At 56.7% G+C, this 26,962-nt stretch carries 24 protein-coding genes and 4 pseudogenes; 12 read left to right on the top strand and 16 right to left on the bottom strand.

All coding sequences use genetic code 11. The features are described 5' to 3' along the window. Positions 1 to 213 precede the first annotated feature (213 nt). Positions 214 to 423 carry a cold-shock protein gene (locus tag RGCCGE502_RS29940; protein WP_016557973.1) on the bottom strand — a complete coding sequence of 70 codons (210 nt, stop codon included), beginning with the start codon at positions 421 to 423 and terminating at the stop codon, positions 214 to 216. 133 nt (positions 424 to 556) lie between these two features. Here RGCCGE502_RS29940 and RGCCGE502_RS29935 point away from each other — a divergent pair, with 133 nt between their 5' ends. Further along, the gene (locus RGCCGE502_RS29935) at positions 557 to 790 is read left to right on the top strand and encodes a hypothetical protein (RefSeq protein ID WP_019280394.1); all 234 of its coding nucleotides are present in this window, start codon (positions 557 to 559) and stop codon (positions 788 to 790) included. Between the two features lie 77 nt (positions 791 to 867). On the opposite strand, the gene RGCCGE502_RS29930 is transcribed toward RGCCGE502_RS29935, so the two are convergent. Then, positions 868 to 1,557: an ROK family protein gene (locus RGCCGE502_RS29930; protein ID WP_016557972.1), complete on the bottom strand. Its 690-nt coding sequence runs from the start codon at positions 1,555 to 1,557 to the stop codon at positions 868 to 870. A gap of 383 nt (positions 1,558 to 1,940) precedes the next feature. On the opposite strand from RGCCGE502_RS29930, the gene RGCCGE502_RS29925 reads away from it, so the two are divergent. Next, positions 1,941 to 2,840 (top strand): fructose bisphosphate aldolase, encoded by a 900-nt coding sequence (locus RGCCGE502_RS29925; RefSeq protein ID WP_016557971.1) that lies wholly within the window; start codon positions 1,941 to 1,943, stop codon positions 2,838 to 2,840. A gap of 249 nt (positions 2,841 to 3,089) precedes the next feature. Here RGCCGE502_RS29925 and RGCCGE502_RS39005 read toward each other — a convergent pair whose 3' ends face one another. Then, on the bottom strand, positions 3,090 to 3,341 hold the full coding sequence (locus tag RGCCGE502_RS39005) for a helix-turn-helix domain-containing protein (RefSeq protein ID WP_114714911.1): 252 nt from the start codon (positions 3,339 to 3,341) through the stop codon (positions 3,090 to 3,092). A gap of 404 nt (positions 3,342 to 3,745) precedes the next feature. Here RGCCGE502_RS39005 and RGCCGE502_RS35910 point away from each other — a divergent pair. Then, positions 3,746 to 4,442, top strand: a pseudogene (locus tag RGCCGE502_RS35910) (LysR family substrate-binding domain-containing protein). A 132-nt stretch (positions 4,443 to 4,574) separates the two neighbouring features. Here the strand turns inward: RGCCGE502_RS35910 and RGCCGE502_RS29910 are convergent. Next, positions 4,575 to 5,219 (bottom strand): hypothetical protein, encoded by a 645-nt coding sequence (locus RGCCGE502_RS29910; protein ID WP_016557969.1) that lies wholly within the window; start codon positions 5,217 to 5,219, stop codon positions 4,575 to 4,577. A 218-nt stretch (positions 5,220 to 5,437) separates the two neighbouring features. After that, positions 5,438 to 5,996, bottom strand: a pseudogene (locus RGCCGE502_RS29905) (sugar O-acetyltransferase). A 521-nt stretch (positions 5,997 to 6,517) separates the two neighbouring features. Here RGCCGE502_RS29905 and RGCCGE502_RS29900 point away from each other — a divergent pair. Continuing rightward, complete coding sequence (locus tag RGCCGE502_RS29900; RefSeq protein WP_016557966.1) at positions 6,518 to 6,955, top strand: VOC family protein; 438 nt, start codon at positions 6,518 to 6,520, stop codon at positions 6,953 to 6,955. A gap of 208 nt (positions 6,956 to 7,163) precedes the next feature. Further along, entirely contained in the window at positions 7,164 to 8,828 is a 1,665-nt protein-coding gene (locus tag RGCCGE502_RS29895; protein WP_016557965.1) for a glycoside hydrolase family 3 protein, read from the top strand. A 68-nt stretch (positions 8,829 to 8,896) separates the two neighbouring features. Here RGCCGE502_RS29895 and RGCCGE502_RS29890 read toward each other — a convergent pair whose 3' ends face one another. Together RGCCGE502_RS29890 and RGCCGE502_RS29885 are read right to left on the bottom strand one after the other, a co-directional pair. Next, positions 8,897 to 9,901, bottom strand: coding sequence for an inorganic phosphate transporter (locus RGCCGE502_RS29890; protein ID WP_016557964.1), 1,005 nt, complete (start codon positions 9,899 to 9,901; stop codon positions 8,897 to 8,899). Then, entirely contained in the window at positions 9,901 to 10,545 is a 645-nt protein-coding gene (locus RGCCGE502_RS29885) for a DUF47 domain-containing protein (RefSeq protein WP_016557963.1), read from the bottom strand. Before RGCCGE502_RS29885 ends, RGCCGE502_RS29890 begins: the two co-directional genes overlap by 1 nt. A 204-nt stretch (positions 10,546 to 10,749) precedes the next feature. Here RGCCGE502_RS29885 and RGCCGE502_RS39405 point away from each other — a divergent pair, with 204 nt between their 5' ends. Beyond that, positions 10,750 to 11,076, top strand: a complete 327-nt coding sequence (locus tag RGCCGE502_RS39405) for an Lrp/AsnC ligand binding domain-containing protein (protein WP_500690642.1) — start codon at positions 10,750 to 10,752, stop codon at positions 11,074 to 11,076. 87 nt (positions 11,077 to 11,163) lie between these two features. On the opposite strand, the gene RGCCGE502_RS38380 is transcribed toward RGCCGE502_RS39405, so the two are convergent. Beyond that, entirely contained in the window at positions 11,164 to 11,517 is a 354-nt protein-coding gene (locus RGCCGE502_RS38380; RefSeq protein WP_051158736.1) for a hypothetical protein, read from the bottom strand. 59 nt (positions 11,518 to 11,576) lie between these two features. Next, positions 11,577 to 11,881: pseudogene (locus RGCCGE502_RS38375) on the bottom strand (class I SAM-dependent methyltransferase); the annotation flags it as partial. Between the two features lie 247 nt (positions 11,882 to 12,128). Here RGCCGE502_RS38375 and RGCCGE502_RS29870 point away from each other — a divergent pair. Beyond that, a pseudogene (locus RGCCGE502_RS29870) lies at positions 12,129 to 12,609 on the top strand (BA14K family protein). A 262-nt stretch (positions 12,610 to 12,871) separates the two neighbouring features. Here the strand turns inward: RGCCGE502_RS29870 and RGCCGE502_RS29865 are convergent. The 3 genes from RGCCGE502_RS29865 to rocF all read right to left on the bottom strand — a co-directional run bounded on the left by RGCCGE502_RS29865 (position 12,872) and on the right by rocF (position 17,343). After that, a complete protein-coding gene (locus RGCCGE502_RS29865; RefSeq protein WP_019280391.1) occupies positions 12,872 to 14,932 on the bottom strand; it encodes a putative bifunctional diguanylate cyclase/phosphodiesterase in 2,061 nt (686 codons plus the stop codon). Between the two features lie 403 nt (positions 14,933 to 15,335). Then, on the bottom strand, positions 15,336 to 16,397 hold the full coding sequence (gene ocd / locus RGCCGE502_RS29860; RefSeq protein ID WP_016557959.1) for an ornithine cyclodeaminase: 1,062 nt from the start codon (positions 16,395 to 16,397) through the stop codon (positions 15,336 to 15,338). 25 nt (positions 16,398 to 16,422) lie between these two features. Then, positions 16,423 to 17,343 (bottom strand): arginase, encoded by a 921-nt coding sequence (rocF, locus tag RGCCGE502_RS29855; RefSeq protein ID WP_016557958.1) that lies wholly within the window; start codon positions 17,341 to 17,343, stop codon positions 16,423 to 16,425. Between the two features lie 121 nt (positions 17,344 to 17,464). Here rocF and RGCCGE502_RS29850 point away from each other — a divergent pair, with 121 nt between their 5' ends. Together RGCCGE502_RS29850 and RGCCGE502_RS29845 are read left to right on the top strand one after the other, a co-directional pair. Further along, on the top strand, positions 17,465 to 17,902 hold the full coding sequence (locus tag RGCCGE502_RS29850) for an Lrp/AsnC family transcriptional regulator (protein WP_016557957.1): 438 nt from the start codon (positions 17,465 to 17,467) through the stop codon (positions 17,900 to 17,902). 499 nt (positions 17,903 to 18,401) lie between these two features. Continuing rightward, positions 18,402 to 18,980 carry a D-alanyl-D-alanine carboxypeptidase family protein gene (locus tag RGCCGE502_RS29845; protein WP_016557956.1) on the top strand — a complete coding sequence of 193 codons (579 nt, stop codon included), beginning with the start codon at positions 18,402 to 18,404 and terminating at the stop codon, positions 18,978 to 18,980. Positions 18,981 to 19,072: 92 nt separating this feature from the next. On the opposite strand, the gene RGCCGE502_RS29840 is transcribed toward RGCCGE502_RS29845, so the two are convergent. After that, entirely contained in the window at positions 19,073 to 20,143 is a 1,071-nt protein-coding gene (locus tag RGCCGE502_RS29840; protein ID WP_040675869.1) for a LacI family DNA-binding transcriptional regulator, read from the bottom strand. Between the two features lie 175 nt (positions 20,144 to 20,318). Between RGCCGE502_RS29840 and RGCCGE502_RS29835 the strand changes: the two genes are divergently transcribed. The 3 genes from RGCCGE502_RS29835 (at position 20,319) to RGCCGE502_RS29825 (ending at position 24,035) form a co-directional block, all read left to right on the top strand. After that, positions 20,319 to 21,149 (top strand): ABC transporter substrate-binding protein, encoded by an 831-nt coding sequence (locus tag RGCCGE502_RS29835; protein WP_016557954.1) that lies wholly within the window; start codon positions 20,319 to 20,321, stop codon positions 21,147 to 21,149. A 121-nt stretch (positions 21,150 to 21,270) separates the two neighbouring features. Then, positions 21,271 to 22,797, top strand: a complete 1,527-nt coding sequence (locus RGCCGE502_RS38835) for an amino acid ABC transporter permease/ATP-binding protein (protein ID WP_016557953.1) — start codon at positions 21,271 to 21,273, stop codon at positions 22,795 to 22,797. Between the two features lie 77 nt (positions 22,798 to 22,874). Then, positions 22,875 to 24,035: an NAD(P)/FAD-dependent oxidoreductase gene (locus RGCCGE502_RS29825; RefSeq protein WP_040675867.1), complete on the top strand. Its 1,161-nt coding sequence runs from the start codon at positions 22,875 to 22,877 to the stop codon at positions 24,033 to 24,035. A gap of 116 nt (positions 24,036 to 24,151) precedes the next feature. Here RGCCGE502_RS29825 and RGCCGE502_RS29820 read toward each other — a convergent pair whose 3' ends face one another. From RGCCGE502_RS29820 to RGCCGE502_RS34760, 3 genes are all read right to left on the bottom strand, one after another. Further along, a complete protein-coding gene (locus tag RGCCGE502_RS29820) occupies positions 24,152 to 25,117 on the bottom strand; it encodes a DNA/RNA non-specific endonuclease (protein WP_019280389.1) in 966 nt (321 codons plus the stop codon). After that, positions 25,027 to 25,845 carry a trypsin-like serine peptidase gene (locus RGCCGE502_RS29815; RefSeq protein WP_016557950.1) on the bottom strand — a complete coding sequence of 273 codons (819 nt, stop codon included), beginning with the start codon at positions 25,843 to 25,845 and terminating at the stop codon, positions 25,027 to 25,029. Before RGCCGE502_RS29815 ends, RGCCGE502_RS29820 begins: the two co-directional genes overlap by 91 nt. A gap of 656 nt (positions 25,846 to 26,501) precedes the next feature. Then, on the bottom strand, positions 26,502 to 26,768 hold the full coding sequence (locus RGCCGE502_RS34760; RefSeq protein WP_016557949.1) for an RcnB family protein: 267 nt from the start codon (positions 26,766 to 26,768) through the stop codon (positions 26,502 to 26,504). Positions 26,769 to 26,962: the final 194 nt, after the last annotated feature.

Below are 26,962 nucleotides of genomic sequence, written 5' to 3'. Positions count from 1 at the left end.
GCAGTTGAGGGGGCGCAGCCAATGCAACAGGCGTTGCGTCTTTAAAACTCGCCTCGCCGCCATTGGTTCCCAGCAAAAAAGATTCTTCTCTGCAAACGGAATGACAGGCCGCCGCTGTTGACTGGGTTTCGTCAAACGCAAAGGTCAGACCGGGCGATCGTCGGGGGAGGAATAGCGGACGAGAGAACGTATCAACCGTCTCCGCCTCATCAGTTATGCGAGCTGCAGGTTGATGGCCTTTGGACCCTTGCCATTGCGGTCGAGCTCGGTGTCGTAGGAAACCTGTTGCCCGTCCCGCAATTCAAAGAGGCCTGCAGCCTGCAAGGCGGAAACGTGAACGAATACATCCTTTGCGCCGCCCTCTGGTGTGATGAAGCCGAAGCCTTTCGCGGAATTGAAAAACTTCACAGTGCCCTTGGCCATACATACTCCTCCTAAATGAGTAATAGCTAACATATTGACCATTTACGGTTGGGCAAGCGAAATCGCACGCTCTGCTGACGTAGCGCGGCAACCACGACCTGAAGAGAGGGCGACCGAGCGCGGCCGGGCGTCTATGGTCGCGACAACCATTGCCCACTGGCCGGAGATGAACGGCCCCTCGACCAAGGTCAGCAACGATGGCGGTATTTTCATCCTTGGGGATCGCGGTAATGGAGCTCTGGCTGCCGCCAGTAATATTGCAGGTTTCTTGTCAGGGCGACGTTTTGCAATTTTATCAGTCCTCTATGAGACTTTCCTTATAAATTATCGCGCGGCGTATCTCGTCCGGCAATCCCTGATTGGTTGAGCAAAGGCGCAATCCTGCACACCATCGGCCAGAGACCCTCACTCATCATGGAACCGGATCGCCAGCGGCCGGAGTTGTCAAAGGATTATCGAACTATCCTGCCAGATGCGAAATCCACCTTGGAATGCAAGCCGGTTATCGCCTCTGAGGCAGCCGTTGGGGAGCTCGTCAAGTTCGTCGATCTGTCCTCCGCCAATCACGGTATAGTCGGGCAACAAAGCGGCTTGAAACCGCGCGACAACATCGAAAACGGACGCCTTCCATTTCATGTGCCCACGTCTGACGAGGCCCCTTTTTCCAACATAATCCTCGAATGTTTGCAGCTTCTTGTAGGGCAGATGCGCGAGCTCAAGAGGTTGCGCCACGTTCTCGATCACCATAGCCGATCCCAGGCCGGTTCCGAGACCAAGAAAGAGGAGGCGCCCGCCCTTGTAGCTACCTATGGCCTGCATCAGTGCGTCATTGAGGAGTTTCAGCGGCTTTCCGAATGCCTCGACGAAATCAAATCCTTGCCATCCTGGCCCGAGGTTGGCTGGTTCCCGGGAGGGGGTGTTGTTGTGAACCGGACCGGGGTAGCCAATCGAGATGACATCGTACTCGATGTCCTTTGCCATAAGTATGATGGCATCGACAGCCTGCCGAGCCGAGAGCGTGGGTCCAGACTTGGTTTTTCGCTCCTCCACGCCAGGAGAAAGAATCTTCAGATTGTTGCCGCCAATGTCGACTGCAAGAATTCGACGTTCGATGCTTTCGTTGTCGCTGTTCATGCTCGCCCTTTTATCTATCCGGCTTGCGTAGATAGCGCGTCAGGCGTCTTGATAAAGGGCCGCCACTCCAAAAGCCACTTGTAAGATGGAGCGTGTCGTTGTCGGGAAGGGCTTCCCCAGAGTGGCGTAGACGACGAAAACGGGCCAAAGGCTGGCGCTGCTTCGACTACTCTCGACCGGACACTGAAAAACCGTTGACAGCCCCGCGCTTGGCCGAAACACTACCTGGGGCAGCCGTTCGATGTGAGCTGCTTAAATAGACCGATTTCGAGCACTACTCCACACTTCGCCGTTCGATCTCAGCCGAAATTCAGGTTCAAGCCCGGTCTGGTGCAACATCTTCGACACCGGGACACAGGCAAGCGTTACTCAAGGGGATGGAAATGACAGCAGATGAACGCATGATGTCACAGATGGCCAGCAAGAAAGGGTTCATCGCCGCTCTCGATCAAAGCGGTGGTTCCACGCCGGCTGCGTTACGCCTCTATGGCATCGCCGATACCGATTATAGCGGCGAGGAGGAGATGTTTCGCTTGATGCACATGATGCGTGTGCGCATCATGACAGCGCCCGCGTTCACTGGTGACAAAGTCATCGGCGCTATCCTGTTCGAGAAGACGATGGAAGGAGAGGCCAGTGGAAAGGACGTTCCTTCGTTCCTGTGGCAGGATCGCGGCGTCGTGCCATTTCTGAAGGTAGATAAAGGATTATCTGCCGAGGAAAGTGGCGTCCAACTCATGAAGCCGATGCCCGATCTCGACGCTCTCCTGGCCCGTGCAGTGAAGAAGGGAATGTTCGGGACGAAGATGAGGTCGGTGATCGCCCATTCTGACCGGGCTGGGATCGCTGCGGTAGTGAAGCAGCAGTTCGATGTGGGTCGGCAAATATTACGTCACGGACTTGTTCCGATCATAGAACCGGAGGTGTCGATCAAGAGCCCTACCAAGCCGGATGCCGAAGCGATCCTGCGCGAAGAACTTGTTCGCGCGCTCGACGATCTTCCTGAGGGCGAGCGAGTGATGATCAAACTCACCATTCCAACCGTCGCCGATTTCTATAAGCCTCTCGTCGACCACAAGTCGGTTGTCCGGGTCGTGGCCCTTTCTGGCGGCTACAGCCGCTCCGATGCCTGCGAGAAGCTCGCCAGAAATCACGGCATGATTGCAAGCTTCTCGCGAGCCTTGACCGAAGATCTTAGGATCGGAATGAGCGATATGGAGTTCGATGCGATCCTCGCAAGCACGGTCGAGGAGATTTACAACGCGAGCGCCTTTAAAATCTGAACTTTTCCGTACGGCGGGCTGAATTTGCGGAATGAAAGAACGACGTGAGATGGTGCCGTCTCCCGTCGGTGTCGGTTCAGGTGCTCAGGGAGCTATCGGTAAGCGACAAGTACCACTCCTTACCGATTGACTTTGATGTTCCTGCGCCGCGAACGACAATTCCGGTTGGCGACGCAAAATTGGCTGGCACTGCTTCTCTTCTCGGGTGAGGGCACCGAGCGGCCGAGTCCGGTCGGCATTCCCCACCCGCTATTCATTCCGATCTCTCGACGATTGGAATCGGTCCCCGGCTCCTCCTGGCGCCGTCTCACCCTCACCTTGGAAAATTACGCCTGCGGCCTCGAACGCTTGTCGCAGTCGTCGGAGATTGCTTCCGCGCATCCCCCCGCCTTTCTCGAACGCACGAATCGACGCCGCGCTGATGGATGTCCGCGCAGCGAGTTCATTCTGCGTCCAGTCTAAGAGCGCTCTCGCGGCGCGACACTGCGACGAGCCAAGCATCAAACTTTCTATCTTCGAAAGAACGATATTGAAGGAGTAAAAATTGCGGCTTGCCTCCCAACAATTATCTATCGCGGAGTGCCGTTGCAATGGTCGTACCTTTGTCGGAAAAGGGCGGCGCCGGCTCGGGGTCCCAAAAGGGCGGCCCGGATTGAGAATGGTTTGTCCAGTGGGCTTGGTTGCGGCGTGGCCTACTTTAACTCACGGCGGAGACGTAAGCGGGCTCCGGTATAATCGCCATTAGTGATTTCGACGTCATGAGAGGCATAAGCCGCCTTAATTTTGTCTTTCGTTGCCTCGGTCGCGCTACCGGTATTTTCAAAACGATGCAGGGTGGAGAACGCTATCCCAGCTCTATCTGCAAGCTCCCCCACAGACCACTTTAGAATAGCTCGTGCTGCTCGATTTGCCTCCGTGTGAGGATCCTCAGCGAGGTCGACCTGACGACCGAGCTGACGAGGGCCCGCCGGTGGGAGGAGCATCCGCCAGATCAGAATCGGCTCGATCTATCCGGCCACCATGGGCATGCTGCCGACCTTCCTTGCAAAGATCGCCCGAAGTTCCCCGATGTCCGCATCCATATTGCCTCGGGCAAAACCAGCGACATCATCCGCGGGCTGGAGAGCGGCCAGCTCAATCTCGGCTTCATCCGCCCGGTAGAAAACATCGGCTCGCTGCGCTTCTTCTCGATTGCTCATGAGATCTATCACCTGGCGGTGGCTCGAACCCATCCGCTGGCGGGCAAGGAGGAAATTGCCATCGACGATCTTAGCAATAAGAAGATCATCGTCTTCAAGCGCCAGAACCAGTCATTCACGGAGCGCTACTTCCAGAAAAAGTTCGAGGAACATGGGGTGACTGCCAACATCGCCTATACTTGCGACGACACCTATTCACTGGTGTCGCTGATCTCGGCCGGCCATGGCATTGGCTTTGCGCCTGTGAACGCTTGATCTTCCAGACCGGGCCTTCGAGCTCAAGGCGGTGAAGGGAATCGACTTCCGGATCGGCCTTGGCATCGCCTGGAACCGGGAAGATCCGACCGCCTCACGCGACGACATTGTCGATATCGCACGGTCGATGGCGCGGGCGAAGCGGTGAATATTGTTATCGAAACGAACACCGGACCGGTTGTTGACGAACAATGACTGTCCGGTGCTCCTTAGCAAAAAGACGCCAAGTCCGGCTTTTGAATTCGCAACCAACTAAGCCTTCCATTCACGGCTAGACTTTTCAGTGACGGGCGTGTCGCAGGTCACCAGTCTCAGAAACCCAGCGATCGCAAGCGTCCTTTAGTCTTGTCTTGGCCTCTTCAAGGGCTTCCTCGCCATATAGACTCATGAAGCTCTGCTCATAGTATCCGTTGGCTGCCAATCTCTGATGAATGTCCCTGGGGAGCGCGTGAGTGGAAAGGCGGCAGATTTCCTGGATATTGTCTTTTCCCAAGCGCTCCATAAGATGAAGGCTATGTCGTGCCTCAACATTGACATTCACAAGCACAGTTTCCCGATCGGCACCCGGCTGGTCGGTGGGAACAATACGGCACTCGACAGACATTTGTTCCGGTAAACCCAGTTGCCTACCCTTTTCCGCCTCGGGAAAAAGCGAATACTGCACAACCGTACCAGTGGCGGTAGATTGTCTGAACGTATGCTGGATCTGGGGCGAAGGATGCTCGCACAAGAGCGCGTTCAAACGAGCAAGAATAGCATCGGCGGACCCAATGAGCGCCTGACTTCCGAGTATCGTTAAGCGGAGCTGGCCGTCTTTGGCGCGCGGCACGCTGAAGATGTGATTGGGACTGTTGAAATTCCTCTGCACGATTTTAAACGCGATCTCGGAATCAACAAGATCATAGAAGAGGCTCGAAGGTATCACGGTTTTTCTCCTGATAGCTCTGGACTCAACAAGGGGGAAACGCGCGTCACGTTGAATCGCGGAAGCGAACTGTGCGATCCGAATCGCTGCTCCCTCAGGGTCTCCCCCGTGGCCCACGATGTCAAATTTATTGGTCCCGCGATCACGCGTTTCTACCCAATTGATGTTTAGCCGCGCGGTTTCCACGCTAATTGGGTAACAACTTGCGAGCAAATGGCTCAAGGGTCTTTGGGGCGTACCTCTCGCGCAGGGTTTCCGATGACCGTTGCGCCTTTCGCGACACTACGGGTGACGAGAGAACCGGCGCCGATGATGGCGCCATCGCCGATGATCACGCCGCCGAGAATAATAGCGCCGCCGCCGACCCAGACGTCAGCACCGATCTCCACTGGGCGGTCAATTTCCAAACCACTCCGTCTGAGAGCGGGGTCCCGGTGATGATCAGCGCAATTGGACACCAGGTCCGAGCATGGAGCCATCGCCAATCCGGACACTCGCGGTGTCCAGAATAGTGCAACCGGCATTGAGATAGACACGATGGCCGAGCGAAACGTTCAATCCATAGGCGCAATGGAACGGTGCCTCGATGAACGCATCTTCAGGCGCTTTCGGGAAAAGTGCCTTTAGCGCTGGCGCAATGTTGCCCCGACTTTCGGGATCAAGGGTATTGTGTTGATGCACCGCTTTGCGCGCAATCAAGCGCAGAGCATCGAGTTCCGGATCGAGGCAGCAGTACCACTCTCCGGCTGCCATCTTCTGTCGTTCACTTTTGCTCACGAGACGCCCCATCGATTCCATGTCGCCATCGATGATGGACGAGGTGTTAGCAACACCGCAAGACCGCAGTGCTTCTGCTCGGCTGTGTCGCTACGGAAGCAACCGTTGGCGCGTTAGCGGTGCACCCAGATCGACGGGTGGTGCGAACCGAACCGAATAGTGTGGGCGGCGATGATTGCACGGCAGCTGTGCGTCCGAATTCCGATATCTCGACCCACCATCGGGCCTCCGCATGGCGTAGGTGAATTCCGATTGGAAGGTCACGAGTAAGCACAGCAACCTCATGGACCTAACAGGTTACCCGATAACGCCACACGTATACGACCGGCACCAACCCGGTCTCGAGACACGCGAGCAATCGGTGGAACTGCTGATCATATTCGTCCGCCCTTCGCATCAAACAAGATCGAGACGTTGAGTTACGATTGGAAATATGGGGGCTTCACATCGAGTGACGGGTCTTTAAGTTCGCAGTAGCTTCATGAGTTAACGGCCGAGACTGGACGTTGGAGATCGGGAAAATGGCGCTCAAGCGGATGGATAATGTAGGAATCGTCGTCGAAGACCTCGGAGGGACGATTGATTTCTTTCGCGAACTCGGACTCGAGCTTGAAGGGATGGCGACGATCGAAGGAGAATGGGCTGGACGGGTCACCGGATTGGGCGATCAGCGCGTGGAGATTGCCATGATGTGCACGCCGGACGGCCATAGCCGGCTCGAGCTCTGCCGCTACCTTGCGCCGCCTGTCATCGCCGATCACCGGAACGCACCGGTCAACGCCCTCGGCTATCTCCGCGTCATGTTCGCCGTGGAGGACATCGACGAAACTCTTGAACGGCTCTACCAGCACGGCGCGCAGCTCGTAGGCGAGGTAGTGCAGTATAAGGACACCTATCGGCTCTGCTACATCCGCGGGCCTGAGGGACTTCTCATCGGGCTCGCCCAGGAACTAAGGTGAGCGCGCAATACGGCGACAGAAGATGGGGCAGTGGGCCTACTATCGGCCCTTGACCGAACTTCACGTTCCTCACGCTGAGGAGCAGTACTAGCGTTTCTGGTTGTTGATCGTCTTCGACGCTGGGAAGATCATCGCGGAGGGAGTGCTAGCTTTGGCGACGTCGCTGAATTGTCCTATGGTACTGGCAGACCAGCGGAGGTATGGGCCAATGACATTCGACCATCTCGCTAATCCGCCTTTCAACCTCGACAGTCACGGCATGGCTTGGGTCAAGGAGCGCATCACCTCCTTGTCAGGCGACGACAGGCTGCGTCAGCTTTTCAATCTCGTCCTATTCGGGACCGATTCCAGCAAGGTTGAGCAACTGAAAGCCTTCCGGCCGGGAAGTATCACGCGTTTCGACGGTGCGGATGCGGCTGCGGAGCGCGCGCTGATCGCCTCCTTGAACAACGACCTGCCGACGCCGCTCCTCGTCTCCGCCGATCTCGAGGGCAGTCGGCTTGGGCTTTCAGGCGCGGCGGAGATGCCGAACCCGCTCGGGCTTGCCGCACTCGATGATATTGAAGCGACCGCCGAGGTGAGCCGCATTATGGCCGAAGAGGCTCGCGCTGCCGGGATCAACTGGTCGTTCACGCCGGTCCTTGACATCAATGCGGCGTTTCGCAGCTCCATAGTTGCGACGCGCGGGTTTGGCTCGGACGTCGCCGTGATCGAGCGCCATGCGATCACGCAGATGGAGGTGTTCCAGAAAAACGGCATTGCCTCGGCCGTCAAGCATTGGCCTGGCGAGGGTTTCGACGATCGCGATCAGCATCTGCTGACCACGGTCAACCCGCTTGGCATGGAAGACTGGGAGAATAATTTCGGCCGGCTCTACCGGCAGGCGATAGAGGCCGGGGTGATGTCGGTGATGTCGGCTCATATCGCGCTACCAAGCTTCGTGCACTCCATTGTGCCGGACGCCGGGATCGAAGCCTTTCGTCCTGCATCGATCAGCCGTCTGCTGAACGACGAACTCTTGCGCAAACGTTTGGGCTTCAATGGTCTGATCGTCTCGGATGCTACCCCGATGGCGGGGCTCGGTTCATGGTCGAAACGTTCGGAGTATCTGCCGGAACTCATCTCTTCCGGCTGCGACATCATTCTCTTTTCTGACGATTGCGACGCGGACCTCGCCTATCTCAAGGCAGCGCTCGCCGACGGCCGGCTGAGTGAAGAGCGGGTTGACGAGGCGCTGATTCGCCAACTCGGTCTGAAGGCTGCACTTGGATTGCACAGACCGCAGCAGTCGGAGACAAGCCCGGCCATCGAAGTGGCGACGGAGAGGAACTCAGCCTATGCAAATGCGGTCTCGCGGCGAATACCCACTCTCGTCAAGGACATTGGCAGACTCCTGCCGCTTGATCCGCGAAAGCATCGACGCGTACTGGTTTTCAGCGGTGACATCGTTGTTCCGTTCTGGCCAGGGCCACAGCGATTTGTACTGCCGGAGATGTTGGAAGGTTATGGCTTCGAAGTAACGATGCACACGCCTGAAATGGAGGTGGAAACCAAAGATTATGACCTCCTGCTCTACCTCCTCGGCGACGAAACACTTTTGACACGCGGCCGCGTCTTTCTCGACTGGCTCAAGCTTACAGGCAATTTCGGCCAGGCCATGTGGCGGGGCTGGCACGATGTTCCGACTGTAATGATCTCATTCGGCTATCCCTATCTTCTCTACGACGCGCCGCGCGTACCGACCTACATCAACGCTTATTCGACCACCGAAACGATGCAGCGCGCGGTGCTGGACGCATTGCTCGGAAAGACGCCGTGGAACCGAAACAACCCGGTCGACCCCTTCTGCGGATTGGCAGATGCCCGCTTCTGATCGGTTTCATGAGTGTCTATAAGGTCTGGTCTCTCATGGCTTCAAACCGGAGTCAGCAGAAGCTTGTCCTAACTAAAGAGCCTCGCGATCCAGTAGAAGAGCGCGGCAATTGCGGCAGCGGCAGGCATCGTGATGATCCACGCAATCAGGATATTGCTTGCCAGGCCCCACCGGACCGCAGACAGGCGGCGAGCAGCACCGACACCCACAATGGCACCGGTAATGGTATGGGTCGTCGACACCGGAATTCCGAGCCATGTAGCGCCAAACAGGGTCAGTGCCCCGCCAGTTTCCGCGCAGAACCCCTGCATAGGATTTAGGCGCGTAATTTTCGAGCCCATGGTGTGGACGATGCGCCAGCCACCGCATAGGGTGCCCAGTGCCATTGCGGACTGGCAAGAGATAACCACCCAGAACGGCACGTAGAATTCCGAACCCAAGTGACCTTGGCTGAACAACAATACGGCGATGATGCCCATCGTCTTCTGCGCGTCATTACCGCCATGGCCGAGGGAATAGAGCGAGGCCGAGACGAATTGCATGACGCGGAACGTGCGATCGACGGCAAAAGGTGTCTGCCGCACGAACAGCCAGGAAACCAGAAGCACCAGCATCAATGCGAGGAAGAAGCCGATGGCAGGAGAGAAGAAAATCGCTCCGACTGTTTTCAGGAAACCGCCCCAGACTATCGAGACGAATCCGACCTTCGCCCAGCCTGCGCCGACGAGACCACCAACGAGCGCATGCGATGAGCTTGAGGGTATGCCGAAAATCCAGGTGACGATGTTCCAGATGATCGCGCCCATCAAGGCCGCAAAGATCACCTGCGGAGAGACGATGGCCGGATCGATGATTCCGGTTCCAAGCGTCTCGGCGACATGAAGACCGAAGAACGCAAAGGCAATAAAATTGAAGAACGCTGCCCAGAGGACCGCGTATTGCGGACGAAGCACACGTGTGGACACGATAGTGGCAATGGAATTGGCGGCATCATGCAAGCCGTTCAGAAAATCGAAGAACAGCGCAATGACGATCAAGCCAACGAGAAGTGGCAGAGCTATCGAGGCATCCATCAGACGTTCTCGATGACAATGCCGCTGATCTCATTGGCGACGTCTTCGAACCGGTCGACGACTTTTTCGAGCTCGCCGTAGATTTCACTGCCGATCATATAGGCCATTGCGTCTCCGCTGGTCCCATGACTTCTAAACAGCGTCTTCAGGCCCTCGTCATAGAGTTCATCGGACCTTCCCTCGACGCGAGTGACCTCTTCCGCAATTGCGGAGAGCCGCTGCGCGTTCGGGCCAAGCTTATCGAGAAGGGCAACTGCTTCCGCAACGAGTCTTGCTGCCTTAACGATCTCCGCGCCCATCTGCTGCATTAGCGGATCGAAGCTCGATTGCTCGAACAGCCGTATGGTTTTGACCGTCTTGTGCATCATGTCGACGGCATCGTCCATCGACTGGATCAGGTCCTTTATGTCACCACGGTCGAAGGGCGTAATGAAGCTGCGCCTGACAGCGAGCAGCACCTCGCGTGTAATGTCGTCGGCCTTGTTCTCAAGCGCTACAATTCGTCGGCAATTTTGATCAAGGTCCTTGCCATTCAGCAGGTCGTTTAATGCTTCCGCTGCATCCAGGACGGCTTTCGAATGCTTGGAAAACATATCGAAGAACCTGTCCTCCCGTGGCATCAGCTTGCGAAAAATGTTCATCATGCGAGGTTGCTTTCAGGGCCGGCGCGATTGTCATTAATGTGTCATAAATGCCTACTGGTGCTCAGGGCAATGAGAAACCACTGGTGAGGTCAACTTAATGGAGAAAATAACGCGCAAACAGGCCAACATGCGCTTCTTCCCTGTTCGTCACAGTCCGTGAGGCATGGATCAAGGGTGGAACTCAAGCTCAGACCAGCATTACGGATGTGTCGATTGGGCTATAGAAAGGCCTCAACTGACGCGGAAGGTCCGATCCATCGACAGAATACACGACTGATGATGACGAGGGAGGCCGACTATCTCCCACGCGTTCTTGTTCAGAGCCCGAAGGAGTATGTGCGGTTCGTCAGGCAACAGATCCACAACATCGAAGGCATCGCCTGGATCGACACGAGCTTCGCCTATGGCACCGTCAAAAAGACGACGGTGTTTCCCCCATGTAAGGGGGTGGTTAGACACGATCCGTATGGACACGCAGGAATGGACCATCCAACTTTTCCAAGTTGCGGGGAAATCGACGCTGATTGTTGAGACAGTCGCGACATTCGCTGCTGGGGAGGGAGACAATTTTTCCGCCGCTCCCCTTCAACACTTCTATGGTGCGACAGTTTAGCGTGTTCAAACAATGACAGTCGCAGAAGAACGAAGTCGCACCTCGCCACCCTGAGTTGCCTCTCGCGCCAGGGCCAGAACATCGTGGCGGATTTTCGCTTGCGTCGCCGTGTCGCTTTCGCAAGCCACGCCAACGACGGGTGCCGCGATGTCTGTCATGAAATCCCAGTATTTCTCCGGGGACTCGTGGGACATGGTGGATGAAAATTCCTCCTCGTGCAGATCTGTCAGGGCGGCCTCTTCGAAGGCGGTGCGCGCATCAATCTGCTTTCGGCGCAACGAAAAAGCCCAGGTGATCCAGGGGGCGGCGCGGGTATCTCCACGTGCCGGGCCACCGTAGACATGATCGTCGTTGCCCAAGGATTTTCGTCAGGGCTGTTCCAAACGGCCGCGCAAACCCGTGCACCTGGCTTTGACACCCGTGCAAATTCTCGAGCGGCGGTTGAGATGTCGGGAAAGAACATGAAGCCGAAGCGGCAGAGAACGGTATCGAACGATGCATCGGGAAAAGGCAGCGCGCCGGCATCGCAAACTCTAGTCTCAAAATTCGTCAGGCCACGACGAACGCGTTTTCGGTGGCTATCGCCAGCATGCGCTCGGAAAGATCGGTTACGGTCACATTTCCCTGCGGCACGCGAGCTGCCGCCGTCAGCCCAGGTTCACCGGTTCCGGCCGCAACGTCAAGGACATGGGAGTCCTCTCTCAAGTTTGAGAGCCGGAGCATCGCTTCGCCAAACGGGGCAAGCCGCGTTCAACTTTTCAAGGATCTGACCGATCTTTTTGACGTCCATCGGTCGAGACCATCCGTTGGCGATCATGGTCCGACAGGTTGTGCCCGACTTTAATCGAGGTCGTCACCAGACATGGCCAAGAAGGTCTTCCAGCGGAACGATTTTGGACAAATTGCGTTCACCTTTGGTTCAGGTGGAGGGGTAAATAATTCCTGCACTTTGAGCGCAGAGGAAACAGTCATGAAAAAGCTAGCCGTAATAGCGTTTGGCTTGGTCACAGGTGTTCCCGGCAATACGCCCGCTCAGGCGTTTCCGGCCATCAACCCACCCAAGCTCGTGGTAGAGCAGCAGACGGAGCCTGTGCAGTGGCGGCACGGAGGCGGCGGCCATTGGAACGGCGGCCACTACGGCGGCTACCACCATCATCACGGATCTGACTGGGGCTTAGCGCTGGGTGGCCTGGCTGTCGGGGCGATTATTGGTGGCGCATTGGCACAGCCCTACTACGGTCCTTACTCTGGCTCGTATTATGGCTCTCCCTACGGCTACTACGGCCGGTCTTATGGCTACTACCGGCCATATCGCCAGTATGAGCCTTCCGTCGCTTACGAAGGGGGAAGTCATGTGAGTTGGTGCTATGCGCGCTATCGCACGTACAGGGCGTTCGACAACCTTCCAACCCTACTATGGACCCCGTCGCCAATGCGTCGGACCCTACTGATGGCTAGGTACCTCTCGGCCTTCTCGCGGAGGGAAACTCCGGGAGCTAGGGCAGCGACTGTTGGCGACCTCGCCGCGATTGGACGAAAAATCGACGGACGATGAGCGCGCCGATGAACGTGATCAGGCCCATGCTCGATCGGAAACCGAACCAGCTGGACGACAAGATAGCGCTACGACACGGACGAGAGAGAGGTTCGGCCGCACCTAATCAGCCTGGCAACGCGTTCGGCTGAAACTCGCATAGCCGGGCACCGACACTATCAATCGGGTCTCACCAGCAACAGACGTTCCACGTCGGCTGGAGGAAGGGGCCTCGCGAACAAAAATCCCTGGAAAAGCTCACAGCCGGTATCCTTGAGGAAGCGAGCTTGCTCTTCGGTCTCCACGCCCTCCGCAACGACTTCCAGTCCCAGGAGTTTCGCCAACGAAACGATGGCGTTGGTGATTGCCATGTCTCCCGAATCGTTTGGGATGTCGGCGATGAACGAGCGATCGATCTTTAGCCGCGACAGGGGGAACCTCTTGAGCATGCTTAAGCTGGAGTAGCCGGTTCCGAAGTCGTCTATCGAAAGGCTAACGCCCAGGGCCTTCAACTCATGCATTCGGGCGATTGCCCCGTCTACATCTTTCATGATCAGACTTTCTGTGACTTCCAACTCAAGCCACTCCGGGTCAAGGTCGGCATCGGAAAGTGCCTGCCGCACCTGCGCGGTCAGCGAGGGCTCCAAGAATTGCCGGGTCGAGACATTGACCGCGACGCGCACCGCTGCAACGCCGCGTTTTTGCCAGTCTTTAGCCTGACGACAGGCCTTGTTGAGCACAATGTCGCCGACAGCAACGATCAGTCCGGTCTCCTCGGCAAGCGGCACGAATTCCGATGGTGCAAGCAGGCCTCTGATCGGATGGTTCCACCTGACGAGAGCCTCAACACCTATTATGGTGCCCAAAGCCGCGTCCCGCTGAGTCTGGTAATGGACGACGAATTCGTCGCTTTCTATCGCCCGACGCAGGTCATCGATACGCTCAAGCTTGTTTCTTACCTCAGCGGCCATCGCCGGGGTAAACATACGAATGCCGTTCCGCCCCGACTCCTTCACCTTGTAAAGGGCAAGATCGGCATTGGCGCAAAGTTGGGACGAGGTCTCACCGTGCTTTTCTGAACATGCTACTCCAATGCTGGCCGTGATGCGGAGATCTGTTCCGCAGACCGTTATCGGCGTGGCGATCGCGGCGCGAACCCGTTCGAGACGATCGGTGAAAACATCCTTCGTCTGCTCGAGAACCAAGATAAATTCGTCCCCACCTATTCGGGACACCAGCCCAGCGCCACCCACCTCACGCACGATCCTGTTGGCAACAACCTTAAGGAGTTCGTCGCCGGCGGCATGTCCGAGGCTATCGTTAACCAGCTTGAAGTTGTCCAAATCCAGGAACGCCACAGCTATACCGCTGCCACTTGCCTCGCTGTTAAGAAGCAGTGCCTGCAGAGTGCGATCTAGCAAGGATCGGTTGGGTAGGTCGGTGAGAGTATCGTGCTCGGCCAGATGGGCGATACGCTCGACGTCTCGATTTCTGTCTATCGCGATGCCGACCATTTGGGCGACTGTGGTCAAGAATTCCGGCACGCCGGTATCGTCGTCTGCCGCCTGCGAGACCGCCAAAACCCCATGCCGTTCTCCGTCGCGAGCCGCTATCGGGAATTCTAAGGCCTCGGGGGAAAGGACGGCTTGTCTATCGCCATGAAGTGATATCTGGGCCGTGCGAGAAGGAAGAACGTTACGAAGCATGATCGCGAGATCGGTCAGGAGCGACTGAATATCAACGCCTCGTGCAACGTCGTGGAGGAGCCTCGTCTGGGCTTTCATGAGCTCCTCGGCTCGCTTGCGGCTTGTGATATCGCGAGAGGCTCCGACAACACCGATGACGTTGCCGTCGCGATCACGCAAGGGGACGCGGGACATCATAAGCCAACCGTCGCCCTTGAGACGGGGTTCCTCGACGCCAAGATTGGCGCGCCCCGTGGTCATTACCTGTCGCTCGATCTCGTCAATTTCCTGTGCGAACGTCGACGGGTGAATATCGTAGTCTGTGAGGCCGACGATTTCATCCACACCGGAAAAGCCATTGTTGTGGACTACCGCACGGTTCGCAAAAACGAATCTTCCAGCCAGGTCCTTCGCATAGATGAAATCAGGCACATGGTTTATCATAGCCTCAAGCCATTCATGTCGCTCGGCGCAGGTTGATGCTCGCGTGGGCTCGCCCTTGTCAGGCAGTGTCTGACCAAACTCTTTCTGCCCTAGGTCTCTGCAGGCGCTCATCTCATTCCTCGTGGTAACCTGATGGGTTGAGGGAAGCTAGAAGCAACGGGTTATGCAACCATGAAGATTTGTGCGCAACGCAAGGGTTGAGCAAAGGAGCCTGAAGGATGGTAAATACGGGTTTAATCTGATCGTGGTCCGCGCAAGTAGGCATCAACGAGTTACCCCAGCGTCGATCAGTTTTCTCTAGGGGATACCGAGCGCGTAACCCATGCATAGCCGCGGGGATTTCGTCGGACTCTCTGGACATCGAAAGCCTTTCAGTCGCGCTTCGCGATTAAATGCAACGGTTGTCTTCCCATAGCGCCTTTCGCTTTTAGCGAATGCCAGAGCCGCGCGACGTAGTTTCCGGCTTATGACGCCGTCATCCACGCCGCGCTCAGACTGTTGGAAGATAGTTAATTTAAACGGCCGACAGCTTTTTCTCACACCGGAGGAGCATGCCATACAAATCGCGTGGGTCGTCTGGATCGGCCAGCAAATCGAGTTCTTCGAACATGTTCAGTTCGGCGATTTTCGCCCTGACATATCGAAGTGCGGAGAAGTCTTCGATTGCAAAGCCGACACTGTCGAACAATGTGATCTGCCCATCGTTCCTTCTGCCGACGGCCTCCCCTGTAATTACCTGCCAGACTTCGGTGACGGCATGATCTGACGGCAGTTGTTGGATCTCGCCTTCAATTCTCGTTTGCGGCGGATACTCGACGAATATGTCGGATCGCAGCAGAATGTCTTTGCTGAGTTCGGTCTTCCCGGGGCAATCGCCGCCCACGGCATTTATATGTACGCCGGGCCCAACGTGGTTGTCGGACAGGATGGTGGCGTACTGCTTATCTGCGGTGACAGTGGTAACGATGTCAGCGCCTTCGACCGCCTCTTCAACGGATCCGCACTCAACAATGGTGAACCCGAGCCCCTCAAGATTGCGGGCACATTTACGCGTTGCAGACGGATCGATGTCGAACAATCGGAGCTTATCTGTTCCGAGCAGTGCCTTGAATGCCCGTGCCTGAAATTCGCTTTGCGCGCCGTTGCCGATGATTGCCATTGTCCGGGAACCGGAACGAGCGAGGAACTTTGCCGCCACTGCGGACGTAGCCGCAGTCCGCAAAGCGGTCAGGATCGTCATCTCGGATAACAGCATTGGGTAGCCGTTACCAACGTCCGACAGGACGCCGAACGCGGTGACTGTCTGCCGTCCCTGGCGGGTGTTCTTCGGATGACCGTTCACATATTTGAAGCCATACAATGTGCCATCGCTTGTAGGCATGAGTTCGATGACGCCTTCGTGGGAATGCGATGCGACGCGCGGGGTCTTGTCAAAGGCCGGCCAACGCCGGAAATCCTCCTCGATTGTCGCCGCAAGTTCTATCAAGAAGGTGTCGATGCCAACCTTAAGAACGAGCTTCATCATGTGGTCAACGCTAATGAACGGCACCACGTTCAGCTTTTGATCGATTGTCATTTGTCCTCCGAAACGATGTGTGCAATCAGCCTGCAAGGGTTGGGCGGTCCATGACGCGCTTGCCCATCAAGCTGGATACGAGATCGACCAGAAGCTTGGCGGTTTTGCCACGCTCGTCGAGAAAGGGGTTGAGTTCGACGACATCGAGGCTTGAGACCAATCCGCTGTCATGAAGCATTTCCATAATAAGGTGCGCCTCGCGAAAGGTCGCACCTCCGGGGACTGTCGTTCCGACCGCCGGGGCGATTTCTGGCTCCAGGAAGTCGACGTCAAAGCTCACGTGTAGGAGGCCGTCGGCTGCCCGAACTTTTTCGAGGAACTCGCGAAGCAGGACGGCAACACCGTGCTCATCAATGGCTCGCATATCGTGAACCGTGACAGCCGAAACACTAAGCGCTTTGAGTTCGGCTGGATCGACACTGCGTATCCCGATCATACAAACATTTTCTGACGGAACGGCGTTTGACAGCGGCGGGAAATACCCTTCAAAACCAGCTCGGCCGGTATAGTAGGCCACCGGCGTGCCATGAAGGTTGCCACTGGCCGTCGTCTCCAAAGTGTGAAAATCGGTATGAGCATCAAGCCACAGCACAAAAAGCGGCCGGTTTTTGTCTGCTGCTCTCTTCGCCAAACCGGCAACCGTACCCGCAGATATCGCGTGGTCCCCGCCGAGGAAGATCGGCATCGAGTGTTGACTGTGTTCATAGGCGGAAGCGGAAATCGCTTCGATCCAAGCGACTGTCTCCCCAAGGTGATGCACAGCAGAGTTGGGATGTTCTATCTCATCAAATGCGCGCGACGAGAGGTTGCCTACGTCCGAAACCCGATGCCCAAGGTCTTCAAGCGCAGACCGCAACCCGGCAATCCTTAGTGCGCTTGGTCCCATTTCGCAGCCGAGCTGCCCGGCGCCAATCTGCAAAGGGGCCCCGATCAATGTGCAATCCATTTGGTACTCCATCAAATTTGATAGACTGTAATGCATTTGAGTGGCGGAACGAACATTGAATTTTGGCATCTCGATATGCCATACTGACCAATCTGATAAGTAGAATGGGCGATTTGCTAAGATGGACGATTTGAACCAGAAGATTATCCGGCTGCTTCGCGACGATGGACGTCGTAGCGTGTCGGACCTCGCTATCGAAACAGGGGCATCAAGGGCGACCGTGCGATCCCGCATTGAACGAATGGAGCGCGATGGGACGATCATCGGCTACACAGTGATCCTCCGCGCCGACGCATTGGAAGACGTCGTCCGAGGAGTGATGACAATCGAAATCGAAGGTCACGTGACCGACAGGGTAATACGGACGCTGGGCAGCTTTCCCGAAATTGCGGAAATCCATACGACAAACGGTCGTTGGGATCTCCTGGTCGGCTTGAATGCTGGAAGCTTGACTGAGTTCGATGCGGTTCTCCGAAAGATACGATTGGTGCCGGGCATAACAGCCAGTGAGACGAGTTTGCTTTTGTCTACGCCCCGCTCCACGCGAGCGCGGCTGTGATACCGGTCCTTGCGCCGATAGTTATCGCCGAGCTGACACACCGAGGAATTTAAACGCACTTCGGATTTCAGCATCGGAGACGTCGACCTAAGCTTTGCCAATTTTGACTTCGTTATATGTTTCCGGGTGCCGGCCCAGATCGACGTAAGGTCAGGTTCCGCCGCGTGGTCTCTGCCCTGTTGCTCCACGGCCTGTTGAAATCATCTCCTACTCGACCAGTCAGCCATTTCTCAGTTCGCGGTAATGCTTGGCAGACACATCACCGTTCAGGGTTTGGATTCGTCGCGTCAACCGGTGGCGTCTTGCCCTTGGGAAAGCCTTTTAATGATGACGTCCGCGATCGCCGATGTTGCTGAAACGGTGCGTTTCATGCGGGAGATTGAGCACGAAAAGTTGAGCAAGAGGTCATTTTGCCCGGCCGCAAGCTGGTTGCTTGGGACGGCCGTCTGCTAGATAAGGCTGGCTAGACGGCATCGCCGCACGATTGTGGAGACTGTCTATGACGATGACATCTACAGGGAAGGGGTCGGCCAGGACCTCGCTTCTATTGGCCGCGCTTCTCCTGGCGACGCCGGTCCGGACAACGCCTGTGCTCGTCGTGGATGGCAACAATCGCGAGGTGCTCTATCAGGAAGATGCCGGGCTCCCCTGGTTTCCGGCTTCAACCACCAAGTTGATGACGGCGCTTGTCGTATTCGAAGCTCTTCGCGCCGGGGAGGTGACGCTTACCACGCCGGTCACCATGACACGGAATTCGGTGAAGCAGGCTTTTCTGGATTCCGGTTTAAGCCTGGGCCGAACAATGACGCTGGAGGATGCGCTCTTTGCTACGATCACCGCTTCGGCAAACGATGTGGCAGTCGCCTTGGCAGAAGCGGTAGCTTTCGATGAACTATCGTTTGTAAAGCGAATGAACGATGAAGCTAGGCGCCTTGGAATGAGCGGTACCCACTTTGCCAGTCCGAACGGTTTGTTCGACAGGAGCAACTATACGACCGCCCGCGATGGCACCACACTCATCAGCGCGAGAGCGGGGACGAGCTCTGCCGCTTATCGAGCGACGGACGTGCACCGGTGACATGACATCGATTGCCGGGCCCGCTTGGAGGCCGGCAACCCCAGGAGCCGGATTGATCTAGGCCATCGGCAGGTTTGAGTGCGCCATGGTGACTATTTCGGCCGGCCAACTGATCCCCGAGAAATGAGGCTCGTCTGTAGCCTCGTATGCTCCGCTGGGCCACCAGATCCGTCGATCCTGGCTATCAACCTTTCGGCAGCCAACCGTCCCATTTCATAAACAGGCTGGTCGACGACGGTGATGGGTGGTGTGGTAACCGTTGTCCAATCCGCGTTGAAGAAGGAGATGATGGAAATGTCCTCCGGTACAGACATTCCCAGGGCATGAAGCGATCGGAGTACTTGTAACCCTACGAGACTGTCGGAGGCCAGAATGGCTGTCGGAGGAGCCGAGCCGTTGAGGAGATGGGAAACTACAGCATCGGTGTGCTTCTGGTCCGTCGCACCAAGCCGCACCAACTGGTGCGCATCCAACACGCCATTGGCCGACTGCGTGGCCAGGAAACCCTCGACGCGGCCGAGGACGGATGAGGTGGGCAGCTGGTACTCGTTGGTGAAAAACTCACCGACTGCACCTTCCTTTGCCGTTATATACGCGATCTGGCGGTGGCCAAAATCCTGAAGGTGACGGGTCGCAGCGATCGCCGCCTCCCGGTCGGCACCGGTAACCGCATCGACTTGAAGGGCCGGGATCGTCCGGTCGAACAGGATCAGTGGGACGCCCACGCGTATCGCGTCGCTGAGATGGTCCGACTCCCGGCAGTCCGAGGGCGTTACGATCAGCCCATCGACCCGCCTGCCGATCAGAAGATCGATGGCAGACTTTTCGGCCTGCAGCTCCTCTCCGGAGTTTGCAATGATCACGTTGAAACCGGCATTCCGCGCCGAGTCGCTTATCCCACGGACGGCGAGGCTGAAAAACGCATTCTCGATGTCGCCTACGATCACGCCGATCGTCCCCGAGCGGCCCGTGGTCATGCTGCGCGCAAGTTCGTTTGGTCTGTAGCCGAGTGCCGAAGCGGCAGTCGTCACCTGTTCCCGGATCTTGTCGCTAACAGTGCCGTAGCCGCCGAGAACGCGGGCAGCCGTTGCCTTCGAGACGTTCGCGCTTCTGGCGACGTCTGCTACCGTCACAGGTCGCCTTTGAGAATGCAAATCTTCCATGTCACAGGACTACAAGAGTCGTTGACGGCTCGTCAATTGCCGGATATCAATTTCGTTATGAGACCGGTCTCTTTACGAATGATACCGGTCTCTAACCCGGGAAGTGAGTGATTCAAATCCACTTTTCAAAGAAGCCGAAGTGCCAGAAAGAGCAACCTTCAGAGCGGAGAATGACATGATTAAACAGAGCGTATGGGCAGCCGTCGCGGCCCCGGTTCGGAGAGGGATTGCAGCATGCTTATTCCTTGCTGCTGCGTCCGGATCGACCTTGGCCGCCGAAAACCCTTATGGCCTTATTGATCCGGACGTCATCAGTGTCGGGACGATGGGAGACGCAAAGCCCTACACGTTCGCAACCGCAGACGGACAATTCACCGGGTTCGACATCGAACTGTTCTTGAACGTCGCCTCCAGAATGGGCTTCCCCAAGGAGAAGGTGACCTTCACCGGGCAGGAGTTTTCGGCACTCCTGCCTTCCGTTGCCAATGAAAGGTTTGATGTCGCCGTCGCCGCGATCGGCACCACCGAGGCCCGTAAGAAGACTGTTGACTTTTCCGACGGATATCTGGCTGGCTACCTTACGGTTTTGACTGCGGATCCCGCAATCAAGGATGCGGATGGTCTAAAGGGCAAACGGCTTGGCGTCGTACAGGGAACTCTCCAGGAGGGTTACGCCACGAAGAATTTCACGGGCACAGACCTTGTCAAGTTCCCTGATAACAACTCCGCCGTGGCTGCTTTGAACAACGGTACGATTGATGCTCATTTCCTCGATTACGAAGCTGCCAAGCAGTACGGCGAGCGCTATCGGGGCCTGAAAGCAGCCGTGAATATTCCATCCTTCGATGCCCCAGCCGGGTTCGTCGTCAAAAAGGGCAATGATGCGTTTCGGGCGGCACTCGACAAGGGGCTTCATGAAGCAATGCAGGACGGAACGTGGAAGACCCTTTACGAGAAGTGGTTCCCCGGTTCGCCCATGCCCGACCAGTATCTTCCCAAGAAGTGATGCCGCGAGCCGCCCGTCCGCACGGGCGGCTCCGAACCGACGCTCTATGAAGAAATAGGCCCGGATAGCGGAGCGCACCGTGGCGCGCCAACTCGTGGGTGTTGGATGAAGGGGGTATTGGATGAACTGGCTGGAAAATCTCCGCCGCAGCTTCCTCGATTTTGATGCCATGGCGGAAGTGCTGCCAAGCATGATTACGGTCGGACTGAAGAACACGTTGATCCTGGCCGCAGCGTCGACGGTCTTGGGCGTCGTGATCGGCATGGTCCTAGCCGTCATGGGTATTTCGCAGTCCCGATGGCTGCGAATACCGGCACGTATATACACAGACGTTTTTCGGGGCCTGCCGGCAATCGTAACCATTCTGATCATAGGACAGGGCTTCGCACGGATCGGGCGCGAGCTCTTCGGCCCCTCACCATTTCCGCTAGGGATTATTGCCCTTAGCCTGATCGCAGGCGCCTATATCGGTGAAATCTTCCGTGCGGGCATCCAGAGCGTCGAGCGTGGCCAGATGGAGGCCTGCCGCGCGTTGAGCATGAGCTACGGGCAAGGCATGCGCCTTATTGTGATTCCTCAGGGCGTAAGACGGGTCCTCCCGGCGCTGGTGAACCAATTCATCGGGAACGTAAAGGATTCAAGCCTTGTGTACTTTCTGGGACTACTCGCGTCGGAACGCGAGATCTTCCGGGTAGGCCAGGACCAGGCTGTCGTCACTGGCAATCTGTCGCCGCTTCTTCTCGCGGGCATATTCTACCTCGTGATCACGGTTCCCTTGACGCATCTCGTGAATTACATCGATCAGCGGCTCCGGACGGGCAGGCAAGGCAATTCCAGCGGCGCTGCGAGCGGACTTATGGAGGTCAGCGAGTTGAAGGCCGCCACCACGACGTCCAGCACTTGCAAGGGCGGAAATATGGTCGCTGGCGGAACGCTCGCTATTCGCCGTCTGAACATGAGCTACGGACACCTTGAAGTGCTCAAGGGCGTCGATCTGGTAATCCCACAAGGTTCCGTGACCTGCATCATCGGTCCATCCGGATCTGGCAAGTCAACACTACTTCGATGCCTGAACCGTCTGGTCGAACCGAAAGGCGGAGACATTCTCCTTGATGGCAAAAGCATCCTGACGATGAAGCCCGAGGCGCTAAGACGCCGCGTCGGCATGGTTTTTCAGCACTTCAATCTCTTTCCCGATCATACAGCGCTCGACAATGTGATGCTGTCGCTGCGCAAGATCAAGGGCATGCCCCGCGGCGAGGCGCGGCGCATCGGCGAGGCGCGGCTAGCCGACGTCGGACTGCTTGGTCGCAAGGACCATCGCCCGTCGGGTCTGTCGGGCGGTCAGCAACAGCGCGTCGCCATTGCCAGGGCTCTGGCGATGGATCCGGAAGTCATTTTGTTCGATGAAGTGACCAGCGCTCTCGATCCCGAACTCGTCAAAGGTGTTCTCGACCTCATTGCCGACCTCGGACGTCAGGGGATGACGATGGCGGTTGTCACCCATGAGATGGGATTTGCCCGGCGCGTCGCAGATCAGGTCGTTTTCATGGACGAGGGACGCATAGTCGAGGTCGGGTCGCCAGCGGATATCTTTGACGCCCCGAAAAGCGATCGTCTCCGACGATTCCTCGCAGAAGTACTTTGATTGGCGAAACAGGAGCGAGATTCACTTCCCGCGTTTCGACACATCCGATACCCGTTCACCAAATTAGGATCAGGACTATGAGAGAGCAGCCAAAACCAGGAAATGTGGTCGTCGTCGGAGGCGGGATCTTCGGGATGTCGACCGCCGTGCACCTCGCGAGGCTTGGCGTAAAGACGACACTAATCAATGATGGCCCTCTCGCCAATGGAGCATCCGGGCGTTCGCTGGCCTGGTTGAATTCGTCGCGGATGCGCTCCGATGCCTATCACCGCCTGCGCCTTGCAGGCATCGACAGATACAGGACGCTTTCCCACCGCTATCCCAACGCCGACTGGCTTCGTTTCGATGGGGGACTGACGTGGGACGCGGATGACCAGGAGAACCAGATCTCGGCCGTTTTCGACTATGAGCGGGAGCTCGGATATCACGCGATATCGGTCGACCGTGACAATGTCGGTGCGATAACCCCGGGTGTCGATGGCACCGTGATCACGAAGCAGGGTGCTATCTTCAATCCCGGTGAGGGGTGGGTCAATCTCCCGTCATTGATAGCAATGCTTGCAGACGAGTTCAAATTGCTTGGCGGTCAGATCGAAACCGGCGCAGGGCGCGCATCCGTCGTAGTCGAAGGCGGGCGCGCAATCGGAGCAAAGACTGCCGACGGCAGAAGCTGGCCGGCGCAAGCCGTACTTCTCGCCGCAGGTGGTGAGGTTCCCGGCATTGTCAAACAGGCCGGTGTGCACCTCGGTGATCAGACGCCGGTCGCGCTTCTCGTCCGCACGAAGCCAATTGGTCATCCCCTGAAGGCCGTTCTCAATACACCGCGCGTGGCGGTTAGGCCGACCCCTGATGGGGGCCTTGCGTTGGACTCCGCATGGTCGGAGGAAGAAGTCGGTGTCAAGGAAGACGGGAGCTACGATATCAAGCAGAGCACCCTGGATGGTTTGCTGCATGAGGCCTCCAAGGTGCTGGAAGGTCATCCCAAGCTCGAATTGCAGGACTTCGGCGTCGGTCCCAAGCCGATTCCTGGCGATGGTGACCCTGTCTTTGGTGAATTGGAACCGATCTCGGGATATTTCGTGGCGTTCAGCCATAGTGGCGCAACGCTTGGCCTGATCGCCGGCGAGCTTCTCGCGGACGAAATTGCAATGGGCAAGCGTCATCCGCTTCTTGCCGATTTCAGACCAGAGCGCTTCCAGAATGCGCAGTCCAAATCAGGGGAAACCGTTTGGGTTTGAGTGGGCGACGATGGCAGTTCGAGTCACGCTTTGAGCGGCCATCCAGCCGGCCGGCACATCACTGGCCGCAATCGGTCCATGTGCATGAAGCAGTCCTTGGTTTCCCCATCGCGAGGCTAGATAAGAATGTCGTCCACCGAGGTTATCCATCTAGTCCGGCGCGTCGATTCCAGACTGTTGTGGGAATCGAATTGCCGGATGCGCCCGAAGTTTAAACCGGTTTCCTGTTCAATTGTCGCAATCGTCGTCTGAATCTTCCGAGTCCGGAGCTCCTCGAAGCGATACGGAGCCAGTGCCTTGAAGACTTTGGCTTCATATAGCGCAGCCACGTATTGCGTTTGGCCGACGATGAAGGCGGCTGCGGAAACCGTGTTCGCCGTTTTCTGGACGACTGCAATCTTCCAAAACGAGAGAGGTATCTTCCAAGGGCCACCCTTTCGCTCCTTTCCATACGGAGGGTCGTCGGGACGATAGATCGGACCCTGCAAAACAGTCACTTTACGCTCGGTCAGCTGCGTCTGATTCAGAACGTAGTCTTCGAGATTGCCCCAATCGACGTTGTTGTAGGTTTGGAACTGCGGAGCGGCGTTCGTGTAGTGAAACGAATCCTCATCGCCTTCCCGAGCCTCCTCATCCCTTGCCCCCCACGCCGCGTCAAAGCGTCTGACGAGGTGGCCGCGGCTGAACTGAAACTTGTTTTTCCCCTTGGCTTTTTCGTAAAGCTCACCGTCCGGCTGATATTCCGCCGCAATTCGAGCGTCTCGCCGAAAGCTGCTCGGTCGATTACCGGGATATCTGAGCTGAGATCCGTTGATGTTTACTGCCGTGATCATCGCAAACTTCCGATCCTTGTGCATGATCACTGAAAATTTGTTGTAAACGAGCTCATGGCCTTTGCCGCTCAGAAGGGGTGCGGCCTGGTCCTTTATCGGCTCGACCACATCAACGAGCGGCAGCTCCTCGGTGAGAAAGTTGGGATCGTATCCGTATACTACGCTCTGCTTTGTCCAACGCGTAGGCTTGTAAGGCTTCCCGTCGGATTCCAAGACGTCGTCGGTTGAAATGGATATCTCCGGCACCATGGATAATGAATGAATGCTGCAAGGTTCAGACCTTTCAGATCGAGGTTCACGATCTGGTTTGCACCAATGCTGATCTGCTTTGGGCCGCCACCTGGGTGTTGGATGATGGTAACCCATTCGCCATCGACAGCCTTTCCTGACAAAGGCAGGAGGCTCAGCCAACCGAAGCGCTCGAGCGGAACCCCATTGTCCGACACGGGAGCAACTGAAACGAACGTAACGTCAGCCTGGGAATCTGAGAAGAATATCTCTTGCGGCATCAGGTTGAACTGAATCGGCGATCCAAGGACACCATCGATATCGTGCTCGAATCCAAACTCGGCTTCAGCTTGGCCAGCCTCGCTCCCGCTTCCGAGGACGTGGGCGTTCGTCATCAGCAGACGCGGGCCAACCAGGAAGCCCGTTCCGTACCACTCGCCACCCGGCGAGGGCACCCTGATCCGGCATACGGCAGCGGCAGCTCGCTTTCCACGTTCTAGGTAATTGATTGCAGTGAGGTCGCTCTTCCCAATAACCCGCTCGAACCCCGTTGGGTCCGACTGTCGCGGCTCCAGAAGATCGCGTCGAATTTGAAGCCTCTCAATTGACCCGACGGTTGGCGCGGCATTGCGGCTAACCGCAACGCCGGGGGAGGTGCCTCTTGCCGCTGCCATTGCTTCCGCCAGTTTCCGGTCGGTCGATGTGACCAGATCTAGACGTGGATCTGCGAGATCTGTTAGGTCTGACATTGCTTCCTCGATATGCTGGAGATCATGTAGGAATGCAACTCATGCGTTCAGCAATCACCCGGGGTGGGCCAATCACCTCGCACTACTTTAAACTGTATGGTGATTGTGACAAGCCGACTGGAGTACCAGAAAGCGGTTCACTTCATTCTCCGTCTGTCGAAAGCGTTTCGTCCTGCGATGGTCGTCTTTCGGGTAGACCAACTGGGAGGGATCCTTCCCAACGCCCTCTACCCTCTATCGCGCTCGCCCCGGGCGTGCCGCATCTCCAAACGGAGGTTGAGTGGATCGTGAATTGTTCGGCCAACAAGCCACTCTCCCGAGCCGGGCGATCAGGCTGAGGGCTTCCGAGTACGGCCTCTTAAGCGACGGGGCGCCGGTCTCCAGATAGACCGCAATAAAAAATCCGGCCTCACGCGCTGTACAACTGTCTGCGGTGGAGGGTAACCCGTTGGGAAAGACGACGGCCCGAGGGGTCCAGTCTGAGAGCCTTCGTCATACCAAATTGCCTGTTTTGGGAACGAGCCCCGGAAGTGTACAGTTCGAATTATACAATTTATAGTTACACCATATGAGGAGGTTATAACGCGAAAGTCCCCCACTTGCCGTCTAAGACGCTGAATGGGAATTAAATACGGCCGGATTCGCGCAGTCGTTCCTCATATCCTTGCCATGCTCAGTATGACGCCCGTCGTTGTATTGAGCAACACGAAATGATTATCGACCCGGAGCCACTGTTGCCCCGCTCCGGGCTCGCGCAAACCGTAATGGCGATAGTCTATTATGCTCTTGTAAAAGCGCCGATTCGGCATCGGCCGACCTTTGTCTAGCCGGTATCCCGCCTCGACTGGCTCGCGCCATTGGTCTGCTTGCGAGTGAGAAACTGCCAGCATCATGCCAGCAATTGCGAAAGCGAAAGGCTTCATCAGATATCCTCTTTCATCGGACGAGGTACCTAAGAGGCCATTCAGTTAATAGATGTTTAAATTCTGGACCGCCTTCGGCAGCAAACCCAATGACTATTCACTCGAAAGCATTGAAGTTTGCACTCGATTCCTGACAGTTTGGATCGGATCCGCTTCGTCTTCCGGACTTAATTCCAGCAGTCGTCCCCCCGCAT

This window comes from Rhizobium grahamii CCGE 502 (assembly GCF_000298315.2).
Taxonomy (GTDB): Bacteria; Pseudomonadota; Alphaproteobacteria; order Rhizobiales; family Rhizobiaceae; genus Rhizobium; species Rhizobium grahamii.
The sequence above is the reverse complement of the archived record's forward strand: the minus strand, read 5'-3'. Positions and strand labels throughout refer to the sequence as shown.